20 protein-coding genes are annotated in these 21,363 nt (G+C 71.8%); 8 read left to right on the forward strand and 12 right to left on the reverse strand.

Translation table 11 applies throughout. The features are described 5' to 3' along the window. Positions 1-94 precede the first annotated feature (94 nt). The gene (locus ACRAKI_RS12115) at positions 95-1,036 is read left to right on the forward strand and encodes an AAA family ATPase (RefSeq protein WP_447007161.1); all 942 of its coding nucleotides are present in this window, start codon (positions 95-97) and stop codon (positions 1,034-1,036) included. 39 nt (positions 1,037-1,075) lie between these two features. On the opposite strand, the gene ACRAKI_RS12120 is transcribed toward ACRAKI_RS12115, so the two are convergent. Further along, positions 1,076-1,390, reverse strand: coding sequence for a hypothetical protein (locus tag ACRAKI_RS12120; RefSeq protein WP_447007162.1), 315 nt, complete (start codon positions 1,388-1,390; stop codon positions 1,076-1,078). A gap of 9 nt (positions 1,391-1,399) precedes the next feature. Between ACRAKI_RS12120 and ACRAKI_RS12125 the strand changes: the two genes are divergently transcribed. Next, entirely contained in the window at positions 1,400-1,663 is a 264-nt protein-coding gene (locus tag ACRAKI_RS12125) for a hypothetical protein (protein WP_447007163.1), read from the forward strand. Positions 1,664-2,095: 432 nt separating this feature from the next. Here ACRAKI_RS12125 and ACRAKI_RS12130 read toward each other — a convergent pair whose 3' ends face one another. Next, a complete protein-coding gene (locus ACRAKI_RS12130; protein ID WP_447007164.1) occupies positions 2,096-3,061 on the reverse strand; it encodes a methyltransferase in 966 nt (321 codons plus the stop codon). 215 nt (positions 3,062-3,276) lie between these two features. Here ACRAKI_RS12130 and ACRAKI_RS12135 point away from each other — a divergent pair, with 215 nt between their 5' ends. Further along, positions 3,277-3,534, forward strand: coding sequence for a hypothetical protein (locus tag ACRAKI_RS12135; RefSeq protein WP_447007165.1), 258 nt, complete (start codon positions 3,277-3,279; stop codon positions 3,532-3,534). Between the two features lie 122 nt (positions 3,535-3,656). Continuing rightward, positions 3,657-4,265 (forward strand): hypothetical protein, encoded by a 609-nt coding sequence (locus ACRAKI_RS12140; protein WP_447007166.1) that lies wholly within the window; start codon positions 3,657-3,659, stop codon positions 4,263-4,265. A 128-nt stretch (positions 4,266-4,393) separates the two neighbouring features. Here the strand turns inward: ACRAKI_RS12140 and ACRAKI_RS12145 are convergent, their stop codons facing one another. Next, entirely contained in the window at positions 4,394-6,061 is a 1,668-nt protein-coding gene (locus ACRAKI_RS12145; protein WP_447008399.1) for a S8 family serine peptidase, read from the reverse strand. A gap of 455 nt (positions 6,062-6,516) precedes the next feature. Between ACRAKI_RS12145 and ACRAKI_RS12150 the strand changes: the two genes are divergently transcribed. The 3 genes from ACRAKI_RS12150 (at position 6,517) to ACRAKI_RS12160 (ending at position 9,135) form a co-directional block, all read left to right on the forward strand. After that, complete coding sequence (locus ACRAKI_RS12150; protein WP_447007167.1) at positions 6,517-6,924, forward strand: YciI family protein; 408 nt, start codon at positions 6,517-6,519, stop codon at positions 6,922-6,924. Positions 6,925-6,929: 5 nt separating this feature from the next. After that, positions 6,930-8,075 (forward strand): RNA polymerase sigma factor, encoded by a 1,146-nt coding sequence (locus ACRAKI_RS12155; protein ID WP_447008400.1) that lies wholly within the window; start codon positions 6,930-6,932, stop codon positions 8,073-8,075. A gap of 193 nt (positions 8,076-8,268) precedes the next feature. Further along, positions 8,269-9,135: a hypothetical protein gene (locus ACRAKI_RS12160; RefSeq protein WP_447007168.1), complete on the forward strand. Its 867-nt coding sequence runs from the start codon at positions 8,269-8,271 to the stop codon at positions 9,133-9,135. Positions 9,136-9,271: 136 nt separating this feature from the next. Here the strand turns inward: ACRAKI_RS12160 and ACRAKI_RS12165 are convergent, their stop codons facing one another. The 6 genes from ACRAKI_RS12165 to ACRAKI_RS12190 are packed head-to-tail and all read right to left on the reverse strand — an operon-like array spanning position 9,272 to position 14,434. Then, positions 9,272-10,423 carry a cytochrome P450 family protein gene (locus ACRAKI_RS12165; protein ID WP_447008401.1) on the reverse strand — a complete coding sequence of 384 codons (1,152 nt, stop codon included), beginning with the start codon at positions 10,421-10,423 and terminating at the stop codon, positions 9,272-9,274. Continuing rightward, a complete protein-coding gene (locus ACRAKI_RS12170) occupies positions 10,360-11,745 on the reverse strand; it encodes a cytochrome P450 (RefSeq protein ID WP_447007169.1) in 1,386 nt (461 codons plus the stop codon). Before ACRAKI_RS12170 ends, ACRAKI_RS12165 begins: the two co-directional genes overlap by 64 nt. Before the next feature lie 47 nt (positions 11,746-11,792). Next, positions 11,793-12,389, reverse strand: a complete 597-nt coding sequence (locus tag ACRAKI_RS12175) for a GTP-binding protein (protein ID WP_447007170.1) — start codon at positions 12,387-12,389, stop codon at positions 11,793-11,795. Beyond that, positions 12,367-12,720, reverse strand: coding sequence for a DUF742 domain-containing protein (locus tag ACRAKI_RS12180; protein WP_447007171.1), 354 nt, complete (start codon positions 12,718-12,720; stop codon positions 12,367-12,369). The genes ACRAKI_RS12175 and ACRAKI_RS12180 overlap by 23 nt, the downstream gene beginning before the upstream one ends. Beyond that, positions 12,717-13,142 (reverse strand): roadblock/LC7 domain-containing protein, encoded by a 426-nt coding sequence (locus tag ACRAKI_RS12185; RefSeq protein WP_447007172.1) that lies wholly within the window; start codon positions 13,140-13,142, stop codon positions 12,717-12,719. Before ACRAKI_RS12185 ends, ACRAKI_RS12180 begins: the two co-directional genes overlap by 4 nt. Further along, positions 13,139-14,434, reverse strand: a complete 1,296-nt coding sequence (locus ACRAKI_RS12190) for an ATP-binding protein (protein WP_447007173.1) — start codon at positions 14,432-14,434, stop codon at positions 13,139-13,141. Before ACRAKI_RS12190 ends, ACRAKI_RS12185 begins: the two co-directional genes overlap by 4 nt. Before the next feature lie 734 nt (positions 14,435-15,168). Between ACRAKI_RS12190 and ACRAKI_RS12195 the strand changes: the two genes are divergently transcribed. Next, entirely contained in the window at positions 15,169-16,176 is a 1,008-nt protein-coding gene (locus tag ACRAKI_RS12195; RefSeq protein ID WP_447007174.1) for a GNAT family N-acetyltransferase, read from the forward strand. Positions 16,177-16,559: 383 nt separating this feature from the next. Here ACRAKI_RS12195 and ACRAKI_RS12200 read toward each other — a convergent pair whose 3' ends face one another. Genes ACRAKI_RS12200 through ACRAKI_RS12210 form a run of 3 tightly spaced genes read right to left on the reverse strand, consistent with a single transcriptional unit; the run spans position 16,560 to position 21,163 of the window. After that, positions 16,560-18,344: an ABC transporter ATP-binding protein gene (locus ACRAKI_RS12200; RefSeq protein WP_447007175.1), complete on the reverse strand. Its 1,785-nt coding sequence runs from the start codon at positions 18,342-18,344 to the stop codon at positions 16,560-16,562. Then, entirely contained in the window at positions 18,341-20,245 is a 1,905-nt protein-coding gene (locus ACRAKI_RS12205) for an ABC transporter ATP-binding protein (RefSeq protein ID WP_447007176.1), read from the reverse strand. Before ACRAKI_RS12205 ends, ACRAKI_RS12200 begins: the two co-directional genes overlap by 4 nt. Further along, the gene (locus tag ACRAKI_RS12210) at positions 20,246-21,163 is read right to left on the reverse strand and encodes a glycosyltransferase (RefSeq protein WP_447007177.1); all 918 of its coding nucleotides are present in this window, start codon (positions 21,161-21,163) and stop codon (positions 20,246-20,248) included. Positions 21,164-21,363: the final 200 nt, after the last annotated feature.

Genomic DNA, 21,363 nt, shown 5'->3' on the forward strand with positions numbered 1-21,363 from the left:
CGGACGAGGACCGGCTCGGGCGCTCGTGTCTGTCACCATTCTCTATAACTTCAGTGTAGAATGAAACTGTGCATGGCGGGGGAAACTCGTAGCTGTGGAGCTTCCAGTGCACCCCTCCGCCGGGACGTTCGTGCCGGACGACGAGCCGACCGTGGCCGTGGGGAGGCTGCTCGCCGGACTCGGCGTCGCCGGACCTGCCGCGTCGGACGGCGGGATCGCTGCGGAACTGCTGGCACGACTCGCCCTGGAAGACGCAGGCATGTCCACGGTAGGACGGGCAGAGCTGCTGGGCGCGGCGTCGCGGGAAGCCGAGCGGCTCGGTGACATCGCGGTGCGCCCGGAGCACCTCGTGCTGGGGTGGTTGCGGGTGGTCGAGGACGGCTCGGACCCCGGCGGCGCGGGTGTGGACCGCGCCCGCGAGGAACTGCAGCTGTTGATGGCGGATCGGGCGCACGCGCAGTACGAGGAGCTACAGCCGATTCCGCGGCCGGACGCCGTGCGGCGGCCCCGGACCGTTCTGCTGGCCGGCGTGCCGGGAGTCGGCAAGAGCACGCTGGCGGAAGCGCTCGCGTGGCGGCTCACCGCTCCGGTGTTCTCGATGGACTGGCAGTTGGGCGCGCTGGTCCCCTTCGGTGCCCTGCGGTCGGACAACACGCTGCCCCTGGCGGAGCTGAACCTGACCGCGTCCATCGCGCGTCAGGTGCGGTCGGGGCTGGACGTGATCGTGGACGCGACCGGCCACCGCGCGGAAACCCGGCGTCGGTGGCGATCCGTGACCGAGAACCTGGGCGGTGTGTTCGTGGGCGTGGAGTGCGTGTGCTCGGACGAGCGGGTGCAGCGCGGTCGGGTCGAGGGCAGGGAGCGGGGCATCCCCGGCTGGCACGCGACGGTGTCGTGGGACCACGTCCTGCGCATGAAGGAGCGGTGGGAGGCGTGGGACGAGCCGCACCTGGTCGTGGACTCCGCGGTCGAGTCACCCGAGAGCGCGTTGCGGAAGGTGTTGGACGCGACCGACATCGCGGGCCGCAGCGCTTAGGCGCCGGCACTGGCACGGGCACCGGTGTCGGTGTTCGTGCTAGGCGTTGGCACGGCGGAGGCGTTCGGCTGCCTGGGCGCGCACGGCGTCACAGGACACGGGGGTGTTGCGGTGCACGACCTCCCAGCGGGCGTTGTGCGCGGCGGGCCGGAGGCTGGCCGCCCACGCGACTTCCTGCTCCTCCGCGGTGAACCGGCGTCCTCGGACTTCCTGGTAAGCCGCCGGGAACGCGGCGGAGCTGTCGACCGGGGCCGGGGTCGGCGGCGTGGCGCTGGGGAAAGCCCCGCTCGCTGCCCCCGCCAGTGTCGCCTCCGACTGCCACGCCAAGCTGTCCCAGTCGTGGATGGCCCACACGGTCCCGTTGTGCCGGCGGAGGTTCTGCGCTTCGAAGTCGGCGTGGCCGAGCACGCACGGCAGGTCGGCCGCCAGCAGCCACTTGCGGCGCGGTCGGCCGTGTCGATGACGTACGTCGGCACGGCGTCCGGGTCGCGGTCGTCCAGCACTCGGATCGCCGGCCACATCCCGCAACCCGTGTGGTCCGAACGCACCCAGCGCGGATCCGGCAGCGGTGGTGGGACGGGCACGTCGGCGAGTTCGGCCATCAGCCAGGCGAACACGGCCGCGTAGGGCACGGCGACATCCGGAGAGTCACCGCAACAGCGAACCGACCGGTTCGTTACCCAACTGCTCCGCGCACCAGGCCGGCAGCCACTCCGGCAGGTCATCCCAGGGCACGGTCACGACTGTGCCTTGCGCACCACGGACGTGCCGGCCCGGCACTCGTCGGCCAGCTCCGCCGAATGGTCCCCCCGACGTTCGCCACCCGTCGCGGCGATCTCCCGCCACGCGTCGGTCTCCGACCCGACTCGGTGGGTAGCCTCCTGAGCAGGCTCGCCGCCCCGAAGTTCCGGAAGGATGAAGATGCGCTTCGTGATCCGTTCGGACCGGTGTCCGCCCCGACCGGTGGGTACACCAGGGCGTGGGATCCGGACGGCGTGGAGATCTACATCGGTCCTGAGTCGGGCGGGGATTCGCGGTAGATCTTCGCGGAGGTGTCGATCACGCGAGCCGGAAATCGAGGAGGCAGCGTTGGTCGTTCAGCGTGGTCACGGTGTCGAGGGTCAGTCCGTGTAACGCGGCGAGCGTGCGGAACTCGTCGGTCCGGCGCTCCCTGCCGCCGTAGTGCACGAGCATGACCAGGTCCATCTCGCTGCCGGCCCGCAGCCCGCCGACCGCTTCGATGACCAGGACGCGGCCGGTCGGTTGGGCCGCCTCGACACAACGGGCCAGGATGCGGTGGGCGTGCTCGTCGTCCCAGTCGTGGAGGATGTCGAACAGCAGGTAGGCGTCCGCTCCCGGCGGCAGCGGGTCGAAGAAGCTGCCCGCCGTCACCTCGGTCCGGTAGTCGAGGCCGTGGGCGCTGAAGGTCCGCTTCGCGTCGGCCGCCGTCGCTTCGAGGTCGACGAGGTGGCCGCGCATGCGGGGATGGGCCGTCAACAGCGCGGCGAGCAGGGTGCCTTGACCGCCGCCGACGTCGACGATCGTGCGAAACCGGGACCAGTCGAATCCGGAGACGACCTGCGGGATCTGGTCGCGGACCCGCCGGGTCATCTGCCGGTCGAACGTCTCACGGAGGTGGGGGTGTTCGGTGAGGTCGGCCCAGAAGTCCTGGCCGTAGCGGCGCGGGTAGGCCGCCTCGCCGGTGGCGATGCTGTGGCCGAGTTCGACGAAGGACAGCTCGGCACGGCCGGCGGCGGACTCCAGGTGCAGGAGGTCGGCCAGGCCGTTGCCTGCGTCGGCACGGAGGTTCGCGCCGTACGTCGTGGTCCGGTAGCCGGTGGACGTCCGTTCCACGACGCCGAGCGTGGCGAGGTGACCCAGCAGCAGGGTGAGCGCGACCGGCGCAACACCCAGCTCGACCGCGAGCTGATCGGCATCGGTCCCGTCGCCATCGCCGAGTAGCCGGTCAGGCAGGCCCAGGGTCACCGCCATCCGCAGGGCCATGGGCGTCGCGAGTCCGGCCATGCGACGGAGCTCGTCCGCATCGTCGTCGTGTCCCACGAAAATCCACTGTGTCACGCCCGTCAACTGGAATTGGGCATCACGCGCGCAGCGCTCGACCGACCCAAGCCCTCGCTGTAGGGCGTTCACCGGACACCGGGGAGACCGACCCCCGCGTACGGTCGGCATCCGGAAGCCGCCGGCGGATTCCCGCCCGCGCACCGCGCCTCCCATCGCGGGTGTTGATCCACGTGTGCCACACGAAGGCCTTCGTCGAGGGTCGACTGGACGTGGAACTCGTCGTCCGCCACCGCGACGTCGTCTACTCCGTGGTCTACGCCAACCGGACCGAGGGCGCGAACGTCGAGGGCGTTGCCACAAGCCTGGCCACCACCGCGATCGGCAAGGTGGTCGCCACCGGAGACTGGCGCTCCGGCACCGCGCCGGTCGTCATGCGCGCGGTGATGTCGAAGAGCCTGGTCCGGGCCGTGGTGTGACGTACAGTCCTTGCGCGGGTACGGGACTTGGGGGGAACGTCGTGCGTGGTGTTGTGGCGGCGGTGTGCGCTGTCGTGTTGGTGACGGGGTGTTCGGCGTACGTGGGGCCGTCGGGACCGGCCGTGACGGTCGAGGCGCCGCTTGGGGATTCGGCCGCGGTGGCGGCCGAGGTGGTGGCCACGTTGGCGTTGGGGGAGGACGTGACGGGCCCGGCGGGCATGGTCCCGGTCGGTGAGCCCGAGGTGGGGGTCCAGCCGTTGGTGGGGTGTCCGGAGCTGCCGTCGGCGACGCAGGCCTTGGCCGGGCGGACGCAGCGGTGGCAGTGGACCGGCCCGGACGGTCGGACGGCCTCCTACAGCCTCTACAGCGCGGTCTACGGCGGGATCACCGCGCGGGGGGTGATCAAGCAGGCCCGTGCGGTGTCCGGATGCCACGAGCTGCTGCACGACCCCTCGGGTCTGGACCGGCAGTCGTACACGGGACAGCTGTTCCCGTCGACCAAGCCCTTGATCGACGACCGGTTCGGCTACTGCGAACGGGAACCGGTCGACTTCGCGGTGCCCGTGGAGGAGTGGTTGGCGATCGACCACGAGCAGAGCTGCACCGCGCTGTTCGCACAAGGGCAGAAGATCCTGCGGCTCGTCGTCGTCACGGGCCGTCGGCACGCGCCGGACAGGCCGAGCCTGGCCACCCTGGGGCAGTCCTTGGTCGACCTGATCGTGGCCGCCTGACCACGGCTCCGCGATCCGAGCCGGTGCCAGAACGCCCGCCATCCCGACTCGGGGTGGCGGGCGTTTCCGCGTCGGATCGGGATCCGCGTCGGATCGACATCCGGTGTCGGACCGGGTTCTGCCTCAGGTCAGAGGAAGTCGCCGCCGCGCGTCACGGCGCCGTAAGCGTCCACGATGCCGTGGCCGTAGAAGCCGTTGAACGCCGCGTCGCCCACGCAGGTCGCGGTGAACTCGGCCGACCGGCCGACGTCCTCGTACGACACCGTCCGCGGCTCCGGGCACGCCCTCTTCGTGGCCGTCTTGTACAGCACCTTCTCGACCTTGTCCGGCGACAGCGTCAGCGTGCCGGGGTGCGCCTTGTCCCGCTTGCCGTACTGGCTGACGACCAGCGCGGCGACGCCCGCGGCGTGCGGAGCGGCCATCGAGGTGCCCTGCGCGTAGCGGTAGTAGCCGCAGGTGTCGCCGTCGCAGTACTGGGCGACGCCGGCCGCGAGGCCCGCCGGGGTGATGTTGCCGTCGGCGTCGATGTCGCCCGCGGCGAGCGCGACGTTGCGCGGGTAGGCGGAGCGGATCAGGTTCTCGTTCGTCCGGTACCAGTCCGTGCCCAGGCCGTCGCGGAAGTAGCCGCCGGGGGCGGACAGCGCGGTCTGCTCGGTGCCGTAGTTGGAGAAGTCCGCCTTGGCCGTCGACGGGCCGAGCGCGGACACGGAGATGACGTGGTCGCCCTCGGTCGGGAGGTTGAGGCACGTCGAGTTGTCGATCGGACGGGGGTAGCTCGCGCCCGGCGGGTAGTTCGGGCTGGACGGGTCGGTCCGCGGGTCGCCGAGGTCCTCGTGGTTGTTGCCGCCGGCACCGATCAGGGTCACGCCCTTGCCGTGCGCGTAGTTCAGGGCGCGCTGGATCGCGGCGATGGTGGTCCGCTGGGCGATCTGCGCCTCGGGGCTGTCGGCCGGGTTGGCCGTGCAGTTCATGTACCACGGGTCGACGTAGAACGACATGTTGATCACGTCGAGGCCGATGTCGGCGCCGTAGGTCAGCGCGTCCACCACCGGCTGGAGGAAGAAGTAGCCGGAGTCCTGCCCGCCGCGGATGTTGACCAGCGTGACGTTCGGGGCGACGCCCGAGATGCCGAAGCCGTTGGCCGCCGCGCCGATGGTGCCGGCGACGTGCGTGCCGTGGCCCTGGTCGTCGCGGTCGGCGGGGTCGACGCAGCCGCGGTGCTCGCACGGCCCGTCGAGCTCGTCGCCGTTGCTGTCGTTCGGGATGTCCATGGTGAAGTTCCGGGACAGCGCGCGGTCGAAGTTGGGCGCGATGTCCGGGTGCGTGCCGTCGACGCCGGTGTCCAGGACGCCGACGTAGACGCGCCGGTCACCGGCCTGCTTCGCCCGTGCGATGTCCGAGCGGACCATGCGCAGGCCCCACAGGGCGTCGTCGAGCGGGTCCATGCCGGCCGTGGTCGGGGGTGCGGCCTTGCGGGCGGTGCCCTTCGCGGCGCCGACGTGCTCGTTCTCCACGTCGTGCCGGTCACCGGCGCTGCGGTTCCCGTTGTCCGGGAGCTGTCCGATCGGCGTCACGGGGGCGGCGCCGAACACCGCGTCGGAGGCGGTGACGCGCTGCACGAAGCCGGTGGCCGGCGCGTTCACGGTCAGCGTGCCGACCGCGGTGTTCTCGACGGTCACCCGGCCGCCCGCGGCCCGGACGGCGGCACGTGCCGCTTGACTGGTCGCGCCGACCTCCACCAGCACGGTGTAGTCGGCGGTCTGCTGCTGACCGGCTGCGGGCTGGACGCCCGCCATGAGCAATGCCGCCGCACTCGCCACCGCGAGCGCGGGGCGGGTGAGTCTGTGGGGCTTCACGTTGTCTCCTCGTACCCGGAATCGGTTGGGTGGCGACACCCTGGCACAGGAAAGGGGTGGTGGTCAGGGCCTTTCGTCGGGAGTGGAGGCGTGGGCGCAATAGTGCGGAGTCCGCGCTTCGGGTTGCCACACCCAGGCGAACCCCGCCGGCGCAGTTCCGGATGCCGATCGCGCGGGATGGTGAGGAATCGTCAGCAGGGGCACGGGTGTCTGGGCCTGCCCGCCCGGCGCGCTCCGGGCCCGGAGGGGGTCGCCGTGACCGGCGGTGGCGCGTCGGAGCGGGCGTCCGCGAAACTTGTCGGAAAATGTCGCGGTGGGATGTCGAGAACCGTCTCGCGGCTCCGTCCCTGGAGCGAACACGGTCACAGCGGCCGTACCGCAACGAGGAGAACACCATGGCCAAGTACCTGCTGCTCAAGCACTACCGCGGCGCGCCGGCAGCGGTCAACGACGTGCCGATGGACCAGTGGACGCCGGAGGAGGTCACGGCCCACGTGCAGTACATGAGGGACTTCGCCACCCGGTTGGAGGGCACCGGCGAGTACGTGGACGGTCAGGCGCTCTCCCCGGAGGGCACGTTCGTCCGCTCCGACGGCGAGGGCCGGCCCCCGGTCACCGACGGGCCGTTCGCGGAGACCAAGGACCTGATCGCCGGCTGGATGGTGATCGACGTCGACAGCTACGAGCGCGCCCTCGAACTGGCCGGCGAGCTGTCCGCGGCGCCGGGTGCGGGCGGGAAGCCGATCCACGAGTGGCTCGAGCTGCGCCCGTTCCTGACCGCGCCGCCGACCATCACGGAGTGACGAACGTGGACGAGGCCGTGCTGCGGACCCTCACCCCGAACGTGATCGGCATCCTCGTCCGCCGCGGAGCAGACTTCGCGGCGGCCGAGGACGCCGTGCAGGACGCCCTGGTGGAGGCCGTGCGCGGGTGGCCGGACGACCCGCCGCGCGACCCCAAGGGCTGGCTGGTCACGGTGGCCTGGCGCAAGTACCTCGACGCCGTCCGCGCCGACGCCTCCCGGCGGCAGCGCGAGGCGCGCGTGGAGGAGGAGCCCGCGCCCGGTCCGTGCGGGGCGGAGGACGACACGCTCCAGCTGTACTTCCTGTGCACGCACCCGTCGCTCACGCCGGCTTCGGCCGTCGCGCTGACGTTGCGGGCGGTCGGCGGGCTGACCACGCGTCAGATCGCGCAGGCCTACCTCGTGCCGGAGACGACCATGGCGCAGCGGATCAGCCGGGCCAAGCGGACCGTCTCGGGCGTCCGGTTCACGAGGCCCGGCGACGTCGCCACCGTGCTGCGCGTGCTCTACCTGGTCTTCAACGAGGGCTACTCCGGAGACGTCGACCTCGCCGCCGAGGCGATCCGGCTCACCCGGCAGGTCGCGGCCAGGACCGACCACGAGGAAGTGGCGGGGCTGCTCGCGCTCATGCTGCTGCACCACGCCCGGCGCCCGGCGCGGACCGACGCCGACGGCAGGCTCGTGCCGCTCGCCGAGCAGGACCGCGGCCGGTGGGACACCCGCATGATCGCGGAGGGCGTCGACGTGCTCCAGGCAGCCCTCGCCCGCGACCGCCTGGGCGAGTTCCAGGCCCAGGCCGCGATCGCCGCGCTCCACGCCGACGCGCAGACGGCCGAGGAGACCGACTGGGTGCAGATCGTCGAGTGGTACGACGAACTGGTGCGCCTCACCGACAGCCCCGTGGCCCGCCTGAACCGGGCCGTCGCGGTCGGCGAGGCGGACGGTCCGCGAGCCGGCCTGGCCGCCTTGGCGGTGCTCGACCCCGCCCTGCCCCGCCACACCGCCGTCGCGGCGTACCTGCACGAGCGCGACGGCGACCGGGTGACCGCGGCACGGCTCTACGCCGAAGCCGCCAGGTCGGCGTCCAGCCTCCCCGAACGCGACCACCTCACGAAGCAGGCCGCACGGCTCAACGCGCAGCTCCGAAGCTGAGGATCACGGCCTGGGGGAGGACGTGCGGACCGACCTCCGCCCAGGCCGGCCGCGCCGTGCCACCGCTGTACCACCTTCCGCGACACGCCGTGGACACCACCCCGCGACGGCACGTCCGAACCGGCCCCGTCACCCTTGTCACCGGCCCTGTCGTTCCGCGCGGGGGTTCACAGCCACTATCGAGGATCGACACGTGACACTGCCCTACGAGCCCGACGACGACCACGCCGCCGACCGCTTCATCAACCTCGCGCTGCGCAGCCGCGACCCCGAGACCTGGCGGCTCCTGGCGTCGGACGCCTACGTCGAGCAGACCGACAGGGTGTTGCGGGCGATGCTCGACCGGATCACGGCGACGCGCACGCAGCGCACGGCCGAGCGCGCGACCGCGCGGGCGCGGGCGCTCGACGGGGAGATCACCCAGGCCGAGTACCAGCGCGACGCGGCCGAGGACGCCAACCGGGCCACGAAGACCGCCCACTTCGAGACGTTGCTGCGCGAGCACCACCGGCTGATCGCGTCCGCGGCCCGCAAGCTGCGCGGCGACGACGTCCGCGACGAGCTGATGGACCTCGTGCTCGCCCTCGGGTCCGCCATCGACGCCCACCGGGCCGCGGTGCTCGCCGACGGGTTCGAGCCCACCGCGACCGACCAGGCCCTGTGGGCACGGCTGGCGGCGCTCGACGTGCCGGCCACGCCCGACGGCGAGGGACGCACGTCCGTGGAGGAGCTGGTCAAGCGCCACACGGCGCGCCAGGACGACTTCGGGCACGTGCTGGCCGGGATCATCCTGGACGTGGCCGGCGACGCCGAGTCGGTCCCGCGCGCCGACCTGCTGACCGTGTGGAAGAAGGCGGTCGCGCCGCTCCTGCTGCCCGAGGAGAAGAACGAGTTCGCCTCCAAGGGCAAGGGCTCGCTGCTGACCGAGAAGCTCCGCAAGACCATGGGCCACCTGGAGCGGAAGGGCCTGGTCAAGCGCAGCGGCCCGCAGGACGCCCAGCGCCTCGACATCCTCGACCGCCCCGGGCTGGAGGACCTGGCCGACCGCGAGGCACCGTGACCGCGCACCCGGCTGGCCGAGCCCGGGGCGAACGGGTCTCCGGAATCCCGGCTGCGTCCTGAAGGGACCCGGGCGCGTCGCCGCTGTCGACGCGCCCGAGCCCGCGGCGGCGGACGCGCCCGCCGCGCCCACCGCTCTACTTCAGCTTCACCGGCAAAGTCTGGTGGCCGTTGGAGATGAAGGACTGGCCCGGCGTCAGCTCGTCCGGCGCCACCGCCAGCTCCATCGCGGGGAACCTGGAGAACAGGGCCGGGAGGGCGATCTCGGCTTCCATCCGGGCCAGGGGCGAGCCCAGGCAGTAGTGCGCGCCGTGACCGAAGGCCAGGTGGGTCTTGTCCGCCCTGGTGATGTCGAACTCGTCGGCCGTCTCGCCGTGGACCGACTTGTCCCGACCCGCCGCCGCGTAGGCCGCCAGGATCGCTTCGCCCTTGCGGATCACGACGCCGTCGCCGATCTCGATGTCCTCGACGGCGTACCGCAGGGGCAGGTTCGCGACCGGGGCCTGCCAGCGCAGGGCCTCCTCGATCACGTCGGCCCAACGGCTCGTCCCCGCACGGACCGCGGCCAGCTGCTCCGGGTGCGTCAGCAACGCCGCGATCGCCTGGTCGAGCAGGTTCACCGTGGTCTCGTAGCCCGCCGAGATCACCAGGATGAGGGTGTCGACGAGTTCGGCTTCCTCCAGCTTCGAGCCGTCGTCCTCGCGCACCGCGATCAGGCTGCTGGTCAGGTCGTCACCGGGGTTCTCCCGCTTCGCCGCGACCAGCTCGTGCATGATCCCGTACAGCTGCACGGCGTTCGCCTGGGCCGCCGCGGGCGTGATCGCGGTGTTGAAGATGCCGTCGACCACCTTCCGCAGCCTCGGACGTGCCGCGTCCTCCACCCCGAACAGCTGGCAGATGACCTCGATCGGCACCGGGTAGGCGTACCCCTCGCGCAGGTCCACCGGCTGCTCCGCCGCGTCGAGCTGATCCAGCAGCTGTTCGGTGATCTGCTCGATCCACGGCCGCATCGCCTCCACGCGCCGCGGCGTGAACGCCTTGGACACCAGCGAGCGGAGGCGACGGTGGTCGCTGCCGTACGCGGTGAACATGTTCTGGACCGACACCCACAGGTGTAATGGCCAGTCCTCGGTGATCTGGCCGTTGGTGTACGCGGGCCAGTGCTGCCGCGGGTCCTTCGAGACCAGTGGGTCGGAGAGCAGGTCGCGCAAGGTGTCCTGGCTGGTCACCGACCACGCAACAACCTGGCCAGGGAGCTCCACCAGGGTCGCCGGCCCTCGTGCGGCGATGGCTGCGGACTCGCCGTGGATGTCACGGCCGGTCGGGTCGAGGACGATGGGTCCGAGGCCGCCGGGCTCTGGGGTGCCGGGTTCCGGGGTGCCGGGTTCGAGGGTGCTGGGTTCGGCTGGACGTTCCAACGGGTTTCTCCAGGTGACTCGTCGGGGTGGACGGGCACGGCTACCGGCGTGAAACGCACGGGGAGGGCGGTGAGCGCGCGGTGGAACGGGCCGGGCCGCCAGACCAGCTGGTCGACGGGGACGGCCAGCCGCATGTCGGGCAGCGCGTCGAGGATCTTCTCCATCGCCACCGACGCGATCAGCCGAGCCTGCTGCTGGGCCGGGCAGGCGTGCACGCCCGCGCTCCAGGCGAGGTGGGCCCGGTTGCCCGAGCGCTGCTGGGAGGCCAGCGCGGGGTCGTTGTTGGCCGCCGCGAAGCTGATCACCACGGGCTCGGCGGCGGGCAGCCGCACACCGGCGAAGTCGGTGTCGTCGAGCGGGAAGCTCGCCGAGTAGTTCGCCATCGGCGGGTCGGTCCACAGCACCTCGTCGAGCGCCTCCTCGACCGGCATGCTGCCGCCGGAGAGGTCGCCGGCGAACCGGTCGTCGGCCAGCAGCAGCCGGATGCCGTTGGCGATCAGGTTCTGCTCGGGCTCGGTCCCCGCGCCCATGAGCAGGATCAGCTGGTGGATCAGCTCCTCGTCGGTCAGCCGGGCCGGGTGGGCCATCATCCACGACGGCATGTCCTGGTCGGGCTGCTGCCGCTTGAGCGCGATCAGCTCCAGCATGCAGTGCGTCAGGTCCGCGTTGGCCTTCTCCGGGTCGACCATGTCGAAGATGCCGCTCATCGCGGCGAGCAGCCGGTCACCCAGCTGCGGCGGGCAGCCGTAGAGGTGGTTGAACATCATCAGCGGCAGCAGCTTCGCGTACTCGCCGAGCAGGTCGGCCTCGCCGTTGGACGCGAACCGCACGATCAGCCGGTCCGCGATCTGCTCGACCTGGGCGCGCAGCGCGTTCGGGTCCACCCGGCCGAGGCTGTCGGTGACCACGGCGCGCAGCCGGGCGTGGTGAGCGCCGTCGGTGAACAGGCAGTTCGGCCGGTACATCATCATCGGCAGCACCGGGCAGTCCGCGGGCATCTTCGCCTGCCACCGCCGCGGGTCGCGCGGGTACGCGCTGGGGTTGCGCAGCACGTCCAGCGCGGCGGCGTAGCCCACGACGAGGGTGGCGGGCACACCGGGCGCCAGCTCGACCGGGGCGACCGGTCCGTGCTCGCGCAGGGCCTGGTACGTCGCGGCCGGGTCGGCGGCGAACTCGGGGCCGTACAAGGGCATCCGGCCGTTGTGCGCGGGACATGCCTGCCCGGGGGCGGCTTGCGAGGTCACACGTTCTCCTGGTTGCGGGTTAACAGGTACTCGACAAGGGTGATGAGCGCCTGCGTGGACGAGGTCACGTCACGGGCGTCGCAGAACACCAGCGGGGTCTCGGGCAGCAAATCCAGCGCGTCCCGCACCTCCGCACCGGGGAACGCGGGCGCGCCGTCGAAGGCGTTGACCGCCACCGTGTAGGGGATTCCCAGCTCCTCCAGCAGGCTCATGACCTCGAAGGACTGCTCCAGGCGGCGGGTGTCGGCGAGCACGAGCGCACCGAGCGCGCCGTACGCGATGTCCTTCCAGACCTGGGTGAACCGCTTCTGGCCCGGCGCGCCGAAGAGGTAGAGCACCAGCTCGTCGCTGAGCGTCAGCCGGCCGAAGTCCAGCGCGACCGTGGTGGTGCTCTTGCCGTCCACACCGGCGAGGTCGTCGACGAGGGCCCCGGCCTGGGTCATCGTCTCCTCGGTGCGCAGCGGGCGGATTTCCGAGAGGGTGCCGACGAAGGTGGTCTTGCCGATCGCGAAAGGACCCACGACCAGCAGCTTCACCGCCGTCCGCACCGTGTCGCGCAGGTAGACGCCGTCAGAGGCGAGCGCGGAGGCCATCGAGCACGTCCTTCAGCAGCTTCATGTCGGGGCGGGCGGTGTGCGAGACCGCGGCGTGCGTGGCGATGTGACCGCTGTCGACCAGGTCGGACAGCAGCACCTTGGTCACGCTGATCGGCAGCGAGAGGTGCGCGGCGATCTCGGCCACCGACAGCGCGCCGCCGCGGCAGAGCTCCATCAGCCGCTTCTTCTCCGGCGACAGCCCGGAGACCTGCTCGCGGGTGGCGATCACGACCGTGACCGCGTCGAAGGTGTTGCGGCTGGCGTGGGCGCGGCCGCCCGTCACCACGTACGACCGCACCAGCCCCCGTGAGCGCCTTTCGCCGCTCACGCCGAGCTGCCCTCCACCCGATGCGGCGGGCTCGGGGGGTCAGCCTGTCGCGGCGGGCTGGTGAGCTCCTTGCCCAGCCGTTGGACGAGCTCCTGGATGCGGAACGAGACCGCCTCCATGTCCACCCGCGCGGTCGCCGACACGGCCAGGTACGCGCCCGGACCGGCGGCGGCCAGGAAGACGTAGCCGCCGGCGAACTCGCTGACCGTCTGCTGCCACTCCGCGCTGGTCTGGCCGCAGAACTCGGCCGTGGCGCGGGCCAGCGACTGGAGCGCGGACATCGCGGCGGCGTGCCGTTCCGCGTCGTCCCGGCCGATGCCGGCGGAGTGCGCCATCAGCAGCCCGTCTGCCGACAGCAGGATGGCGTGGTGCGTCTCCGGCATCTTCAGGGCGTCGTCGAGCATCCAACCCAAAGTGTTCATGCCTGGGTGTTCCCTTCAGCGACGGGCGGCGGGGTGGTGGCCCGGCCCGAATCGGTCCCGCGCTTCCAGGCGGCGAGCCCGGATGCGATCCGCAGCCGGCCCGATGAGTCGTCGACGGGCGTCCGCTCGACGGGAGCCGCCGCCGCGGGAGCCGGCGGGGGCGTGCCCTGGTCGGCGCTCTGCGTCCGGCGACGCCGGGGCAGGCCACCGGACGTGCGGCCCAGGACGTTGTCGTCCACGGACGGGGCAGGCCGCGGCTGCTGCTCGGGCGGCAGCGCGACGGCGTTGTCCGGCATGGCGGGCTTGCTGACGCGGGTCAGCAGCTCGGTCGGCAGGAACACCACCGCGCGCACACCGCCGTACGGCGAGCGCGTGTCCACCGAGACGCGGAAGCCGTAGCGCTTGGCCAGCACGCCGATGACCGCGAAACCGACCTGCGGCGGGTCGCCGAGCCGGTTGATGTCGCTGCCGCCGTCCCCGGTCAGCAGCCGGGCCGCGCGTTGCAGCTCCTCGACGGTCATGCCGACGCCGCCGTCGTCGATCATCACGACCATGCCGTTGTGCGCCTGCTGGAAGTTGACCTCGACGCTCGTGGTCGGCGGCGAGTGCCGGGCGCCGTTGTCGAGCAGTTCCGCCACGGCAAGCACGACCGGCTCGACCGCGCGGCTGACCACCGCGACGTCGGACTCGGCCGGGACGTTGATCCGCAGGTAGTCCCGGATGCGCGAGGTGGCGCCGCGGACCACGTCGGTCAGCGCCGACGCCGACCGCTGCTGCCCCGGCCAGGAGCCGCAGAGCACCGCGGTGGCCTGCGCGCGGCGGTTGAGCTGCGAGTTCATGTGGTCGATCCGCATCAGGCCGGCGAGCACGTCCGGGTCGTCGTGCCGGTCCTGCATGGCGGAGATCGCGACCTGCTGCTCGTTGGACAGGCTCTGCACCGCGCGCATCATCGCCTTGAGCGTGGCGCGGGCCGACTGCTCCCCCCGCGCGCCCGCCTGCCGGACGGAGTCGGCGAACAGCCCGAGCACCCGCTCGTGGCCCTCGGCGGCCTGCGGGTGCCGCGGACCGGGCACCTCGACGGGCCGGTGGTTCAGCGACTCCGCCAGGGCCGGCAGCCGGACGTCGACCAGGTGTTGCTCTTCCTCGGCCCGGATCCGCGCCCAGGCCTCGGCCCGCTCGGCCCGGACCTGCAGCGCACGGGTGGCCCGTCGTTGGCGTACCAGCAGAAACACGACGATCAGCACGACGGCGAGCAGGAACCAGAACGCCATCGCGAGTCTTTGTTGGTCCATCAATTCCTCTGGTGCGGGCGAGCCTGCCGAATACCAGTGCGTGAGCAGGCCCTGATCTTTATCACGGGACTTCATCGGACGCCAAGCGCTTGCGGCAGTCTCCCCCCGATGGGAGCAACTGTCGACGAAAACCAATACCATATGTCCACTGTGGACATTCTTCGCAGTGTCGAGGTCGACGCTTTTCCGGCTGTCGCGCCTGGTGACGGCCCTCTGCCCGGTGAAATGGATTCGAGATAGCGTCCGGCGTCGAACTGGGGTCGAGTCGGGCGCATTTCACGGTGACGGCGCAGGTCACGGCTCGGGAGGTGGCCGCTCGCCCGGGTGCGGGAGCATGTGGGGGTCGGTCGGAACCCGGCGGCGCGTCCGTGCGTCGCGCGAGGTGCGACGGCGGCAGCGGCGAGGTGGAGGGGTTCGTGATCACGGCAGCACGGTTCCGGGGCCGGTCCCGCACCGGGGTGGTGGGTGATGGCGGGCGAGAACCAGTTGGTGGCGGCGCCGTGGGCTGAGCCGGGTGGATTCTTCAAACGCCGGTACCGGTGACAACGGTTGGGGAGCCGGTCCGGGGAAGTCGGCGACCACGCCGAGACCGACGCGATCATCCAGAACGTGGCGGAGCTGGTGGAACCGTGGTCACCGCCCGCCGCGGTGACCCGCACGGCCACATCCCGGCCCTGTCGGCGCACTGCCCGGAGAACGACACCGGAACTCGGAGGTTCCGGCACACTGGTCTCATGGGGGTCGAGCGGTTCGACGTCGCGGAAGCGGCAGAAGAAGACTGGCGGAGCGTTCACCGGGTGATGCTGGCGGCGCAGGCCGTCGACCGTCCGGACGAGGTGCCCGTGACGTTCGAAGCGCTGGTGGGGAGTCTGCGGACGCCGCCGGCCGGCTTCGGCCCGCGCCGGTACTGGGTCGTCCGGCGCGACAGCGCGATCGTGGCCGTCGCGATCGCCAACCTGCCCGAGGCGGAGAACGGCCATCTCGCGTTGGTGACGATCACGGTGCACCCGCGGCTGCGCCGCAGGGGGATCGGCACGGCGTTCCTGCGCGACTTGCTGCCCCGGTTGGAACGCCGGACCCTGGTCGAGGGGTGGGAGATCACCAGCGGCGGCGCCGGTGAGCGCTGGGCCACCTCGGTGGGCTTCCGGGTCGTCAACACGATGGTCCTGCAGCTGTTGCCGGTGGCAGAGGTCGACCGGTCGACCTGGAACGTCCCGGTACCCGCCGGCTACCGGGTCGAGGACTGGGTGGGCGAGGCGCCCGAAGCGCTGCTGGAGTCCTTCGCCCGTGCGCGGAACGCTTTGCGCGACGCTCCTTTCGGCGAGATCGACTTCCGAGCTCCACGGTGGACCGCCGAGCGGGTGCGGGAGGCCGAGGCGGACTTGCGCGCCCGTGGTGTCGTGCAGCGCGTGGTGGTGGCGGTGCACGAGGAGTCAGGCGACGTCGTGGGCGTCACCGAGATCGAGGTGCGACCGCACCGGCCGCACTGGGCGTCGCAGCGGGAGACGTCGGTCCTAAAAGCCCACCGCGGACACGGGCTCGGTCGGTGCATCAAGGCGCACATGGCGCGCCGCTTGCTGGCCGACCGGCCCGGCATCGACCGCTTCTACACGACGACGAGCGCGGACAACGCGCACATGATCCGGGTCAACGAGACGATCGGCTACCGGACCGTCAGGACGCAGGTGTCGGTGAAGCAGGACATCGGGGTCCTGGCGTCCCACCCCCGGGTGATCGCGTAGATCGAGTGTCGTGAGGCCGAGGCGGTAGCCGGGCCCGAGTTCGACCAGTACCCGGCTCAGGACGCGGGTGGATGGCAGCTCCACCCGTCCACCGCGCGCGTCGGACGTGGCCGTTCTCCTGCCACTGCGGGATTTGTGGCACAGATCGATCACCAGGGTGGTGCTCCACCGGGACTCCCGGCCAGAGGGAGCCGCCTTCGGCGGCGAGAGCCGTCGAGGAGAAGACGAGGCGTGCGGCAGTTCGGGTGGCCTGACGATGCGGCGGAGGAACCGCGTCCACCCCCACCCCACCCCGACACGCGAAAAGGATTCACCAGTCCCGCTACGAAGGAGCGAGGTCTGACGCGCGTAGGCGTTCGAGATCGGCGGCCCGCCGCGGACGGTCAGCTGTACGCCTTCGCCTGCAACGCGAACAGCTCGGCGTAGAGCCCATCGGCGGCGGTGAGGGTGGTGTGGTTGCCGGTTTCCACCACCCGGCCGTCCTTCACCACGACGATCAGGTCGGCCGCGCGCACCGTGGAGAACCGGTGGGACACGAACACGGTGATCCCCCCGGTTCGTCGGGCGACCCGTGTCGCGTGGTCGGCGTACCGCTGGAACAGGACGTGCTCCGCCTCCGGGTCCAGCGCCGACGTCGGCTCGTCGAGGACGAGGAGCAGGGGCTGCTCCCGCATCATCGCCCGGCCGAGCGCCAACTTCTGCCACTGGCCCCCGGACAGCTCCGCGCCGTCGAGGTAGCTCTTGCCGAGCTGGGTGCGCAGGCCGTCGGGCAGGTCGTCCAGCACACCCGTGGCGTTGGCGCGTTCCAGGGCCGCGCGGACGGCCGGCTCCGACGACATCCTGGGCAGGTCGCCGATGCCGACCACGTGCTGCGCGGAGAACTCGTACCGGACGAAGTCCTGGAACCCGGCCGCGATCCGCGTCCGCCACTCGTCGACGGGCATGCCGTGCAGGTCCGCTCCGTCGACCAGGATCCGTCCCCCGGACGGGCGGTAGAACCCGCAGAGCAACTTGACCAGCGTCGACTTGCCGGCGCCGTTCTCGCCGACGACCGCGACGGTGGCGCCGGCCGGGAGGTGGAGGTCGACCTTGTGCAGCACCGGGACGTCGGTACCCGGATAGGTGAAGACCACCCCGTCCAGGCAGATCCCGTCGTGCAGCCGGACCGGCGGCGAAGAGCGGCGAGGAGCCGGATCGGCCTCGGTCACCAACGCGGTGGCCTCGGTGAGACGCCGGTACGCGCCCGCCATCCGCTGCAGGTCCTGCAGGAGGGTGACGGCCGTGGCGACCTGCTGGTTGACCTGCGCGGCGAGCACGATCACCAGCACGACGTCGCCGACGCCACGCCTCCCGGCTATCGCGTCGCGCACCACGAGCAGCACACCCGCCGTGTACGCGAGCGCGAAGACGACCTGTCCCGCCGCACGCACCCACGTCGCGGTCAGGTGCGCGCGCCACAGGCCGTGCGTCGCCTCCGCCCACAACCGCTGGTGCCGGGCGCGCAGCTCGTCCCGCACCCCGGACACCCGGAGTTCCCCGGCCAGACGGGCGGAGGTGGCCAGGTGGAACAGGTTGAGCGCCGTCCTGGTCGGCTCGGCGGTCGCCGTCCTGGCCCGGTCGAGCACCCGCTCGGCCACCCGTCCGGCGAGCAGGGGCGGCACGGCGGCGACGGGGAGCAGCAGCAGCAACGGGTTCTGCACGGCCAGCAGGACCGCGGTGAGCACCACGGCGAGGAGGAGGCCGACGCCGTTCAGCAGTGCCTCCAGACCGGTCCGGAACTGCCTTCCCTCCTGCCGCAGCACGGTCCACGTGTCGGCGTGCTCGGCCCGCTCGTGGTGTTCGATGCCGGCGGAACCGTTCGACACCTCGATCACGCGCTCGTCGAAGTCCAGCTCCGCCAGCTCGGACAGCTCGTAGTAGGCCAGGTGGCCGAAGTGCGCGAGGGCCAGCACCATCATCGCCAGCACGGCGACGGTCACGCCCGCGAGCACCGCGTGCCCCGAGTCGCCCGCGACGACCTCCCGGGTCATCCACCCGAGCGCGGCGGCCAGCAGGGGAGCGGCGGCGGCGCCGGCCGTCATCAGGACCACCGCCAGTGCCGTCTTGCGCCGGTTCAACCGCCACGCCGTGGCGATCATGGTCCACGCGCCGGTCAGGAGGACCTTCACCCGACCGGCCCCTCGACCACGTCGACCGCGTCGGCGGTGTCGGCTGCGTCCACGAACCGGTCCGCCTGCAGCCGGAACAGCTCCGCGTAGCGCCCGTCGCGGGCCACCAGGTCCGCGTGGCCGCCCTGCTCGGTGACCCGGCCGTGTTCGAGCACGACGATGAGGTCGGCGTGCCGCACGGTCGAGAACCGGTGGGAGATCAGCAGGGTGGTCGCACCCCGGGCCAGACCGGCGAACTCCTCGAAGAAGCCGGTCTCGGCGCGCACGTCCAGGCTCGCCGTCGGCTCGTCCAGCACCACGATCCGCGCCCCGTGGCGCAGCGCGAACAACGCCCTCGCCAGCGCGACGCGCTGCCACTGGCCGCCGGACAGCTCCGTCCCATCGGTGAGGTGCCGCGCCAACGGCGTGTCCAGCCCCCGGGGGAGGCGGGCCACGGTCTCGGTGAGGCCGACCGAGTCGACCACCTCCCGGATCGCCGCCCGGTCGTCCAGGAAGTCGACGGCGCCGAGCCCGACGTTGTCCGCGACGGACGACTCGTACCGCACGAAGTCCTGGAAGATCACGCTGAGCCGGGCGCGCCACTGGTCGACCGGGAACTCGCGGATGTCGACGCCGTCCAGCGTGATCCGGCCGGCGGTCGGCTCGTAGAGCCTGGCGAGCAGCTTGACCAGCGTGGTCTTGCCGGCGCCGTTCACGCCGACGATGGCCGTGCAGCGCTCGACGGGGATCGTCAGGTCCAGGCCGTCGAAGATCATCCGCTGTTGACCGGGGTAGCGGAAGCCGACCTGCTCGAACCGGATGACGCCGACTGGCAGAGGCACCGTCGACCGCCGCGCGGGGCCGTGGGGTTCCTCGCAGGCGTCTACGTGCTCCGCGAACCGCTGCACGGCGTCGTAGGCCCGCATGCCGATCGCGGTCGGCAGGTCCGCCTCCGGGTAGTGCTCGGCCAGCCGCAACAGGCTGAGGGCGGACGTCGCGACGAGGACGAACCCGGTCAGCGTCATCTCGTGCGCCGTCGCGCCGACCACCGCGAGGACCACGCCCGTGACCGCGAGGCCGACGACCGAGAACCGGACGAACGGCCACAGGTAGATGCCGCGGCGCTCGGCCCAGAGGGGTTCGAGGAACCGGAGGTGCGTGTCGCGCAGGCGTTGCCGCAGCCAGCCGGCGAGGCCGAAGACCCGGATCTCCTTGCCGGCGGCGGCTCCGCCGGCCAGCTGGCGCAGGTAGTCGATCTCGCGCTGGTCGGCGGCGAGCAGGGACCGGGTCTTCGCGTACCGGCGCAGCCCGCCGCGCTGGCCGTGGCGGAACAGCAGCACGGTGACGACCAGCGCTGCCGCCGCCGGCCACGAGAACACCACCCCCACGGCGATCGCGCTGCCGGTCAGCTCGGTGTACCGCGCGATCAGCGCGAGCAGGCCGGTGGTCGCCCGGCCGGGGCTCTGCACCCCGAACTCCACCTCCCTCGCGGCGGTGCGGAGCGCGTCGAGCGCCTGCTGGTCTTCGAGCGGGCCGAGGCCGGGGCTGCGCAGCGACGCGGCCATCAGCTCGTCGAACACCCGGCCGTCGACCCGGCGCGTCATCAGCTCGGCCATGGCCCGTTCCGCCGGGGAGACCAGCTGCCGGGCGACGAACGCACCGGCCGCGACACCGAACACCGCGACCAGCGAGGTCCACGCGCCGGAGTCCAGCCCCGCGTCGACGGCCGCCGGGACGCGTCCGAGCACCACCGCCGTCGCCACGGTGAACGCGACCGCGAGGCACCCGAGCAGCACGTTGACCGCGACCAGGGCGGTGACCAGGCGGCGGCCGGCGCGGGGGAGCAGCCGGACGATGTCCCGCCGTGCGGCGAGCTGCTGTCGCGCGGTGTCGACCCAGGAGCGGATCCTCAGGTCGCCCATCTACCCGGTGACCCCGTTCCGCGCCAGGTAGTCGGCACAGCGGGGTAGTCCGCGTTCCTCGATGACCTCGTTGAACAGCGAGAAGCGGATCGCGGGCTGCTCGGTCAGCAAGCGGGTGATCGGCGTCCGGTACTTGTCCGCGATGTAGCGGTAGTTCTCGTGGGCGGACCTGCTGTTGTCGCCGTGGTCCTTGTCGTGCGGGTAGTGGATGGAGCTCGCCTCGCGGCTCACGCCGAACCGGGCGCCATCGCGGTGCAGCCGGTAGGCGAAGTCGAGGTCCTCCCCGCCCCACTGCCGGAACTCCTCGTCGTACATGCCGATCGACCGCACCTGCTCCGTGCGTGCCGACGCGTGGCACGTCCAGTACATCAGCCACGGTGCGGGGATGTGGTCGAAGTCGTCGGAGTACCGGGCGTAGAACGGTTCGCGCACGTCCGGCCACGACTCCGTCTTCGCCATGGACGCGATGGACGAGTCCACGTCGGCCACGTCGACGACCTCGCGGATGAGCTGGGAGTCCTCGTTGTCGAGGTTGAAGCAGTACACGTACCCGTTGAGCGCCAACGGTTCGTCGGCGGCCTCGTGCGCCGTCACGTGCGCGCGGAGGCTGGCGGAGTGCAGCAGCACCCCGGAGTCCACGAAGACGCAGACCTCCCCGCCGGCGTGCCGGACACCGACGTTCCGCGCCCGAGCCACCCGGTAGCCCTCGTCCGGCTGGTAGAAGTACCGCAGGTCGAACCGGTCCTCGAACCCCCGCACCACAGCCGCCGTGTCGTCACCGGAGCCGTCGTCCACGACCAGCACCTCGAACTGGTCACGGGGCAGGTCCTGCCGGTCGAGCGAGTCGAGCGTGAGCTCCAGCAACCGCCTCCGGTTGTAGGTCGGAACGATGACCGTGCAACGCAGAGAGCTACCCACGAGAGGTTCTCCTCTTAGACATCCCGCCAAGGCCCCGCCGACCGCCGCGAAGTCTGCCGAGGTTCGAGAGTGTTGGTCAACTGTACGGGCAGCGTCATCGTGGGCCGCGTCGCCTGCGAGCCGGGCCTGGAGGGTCCGGCGGCCACGCCGGCAGGCGCTCGCCGACTCCGGCATCGGCCGGACGCGGTGGACGTCGTCGA

This window comes from Saccharothrix isguenensis (assembly GCF_052936305.1).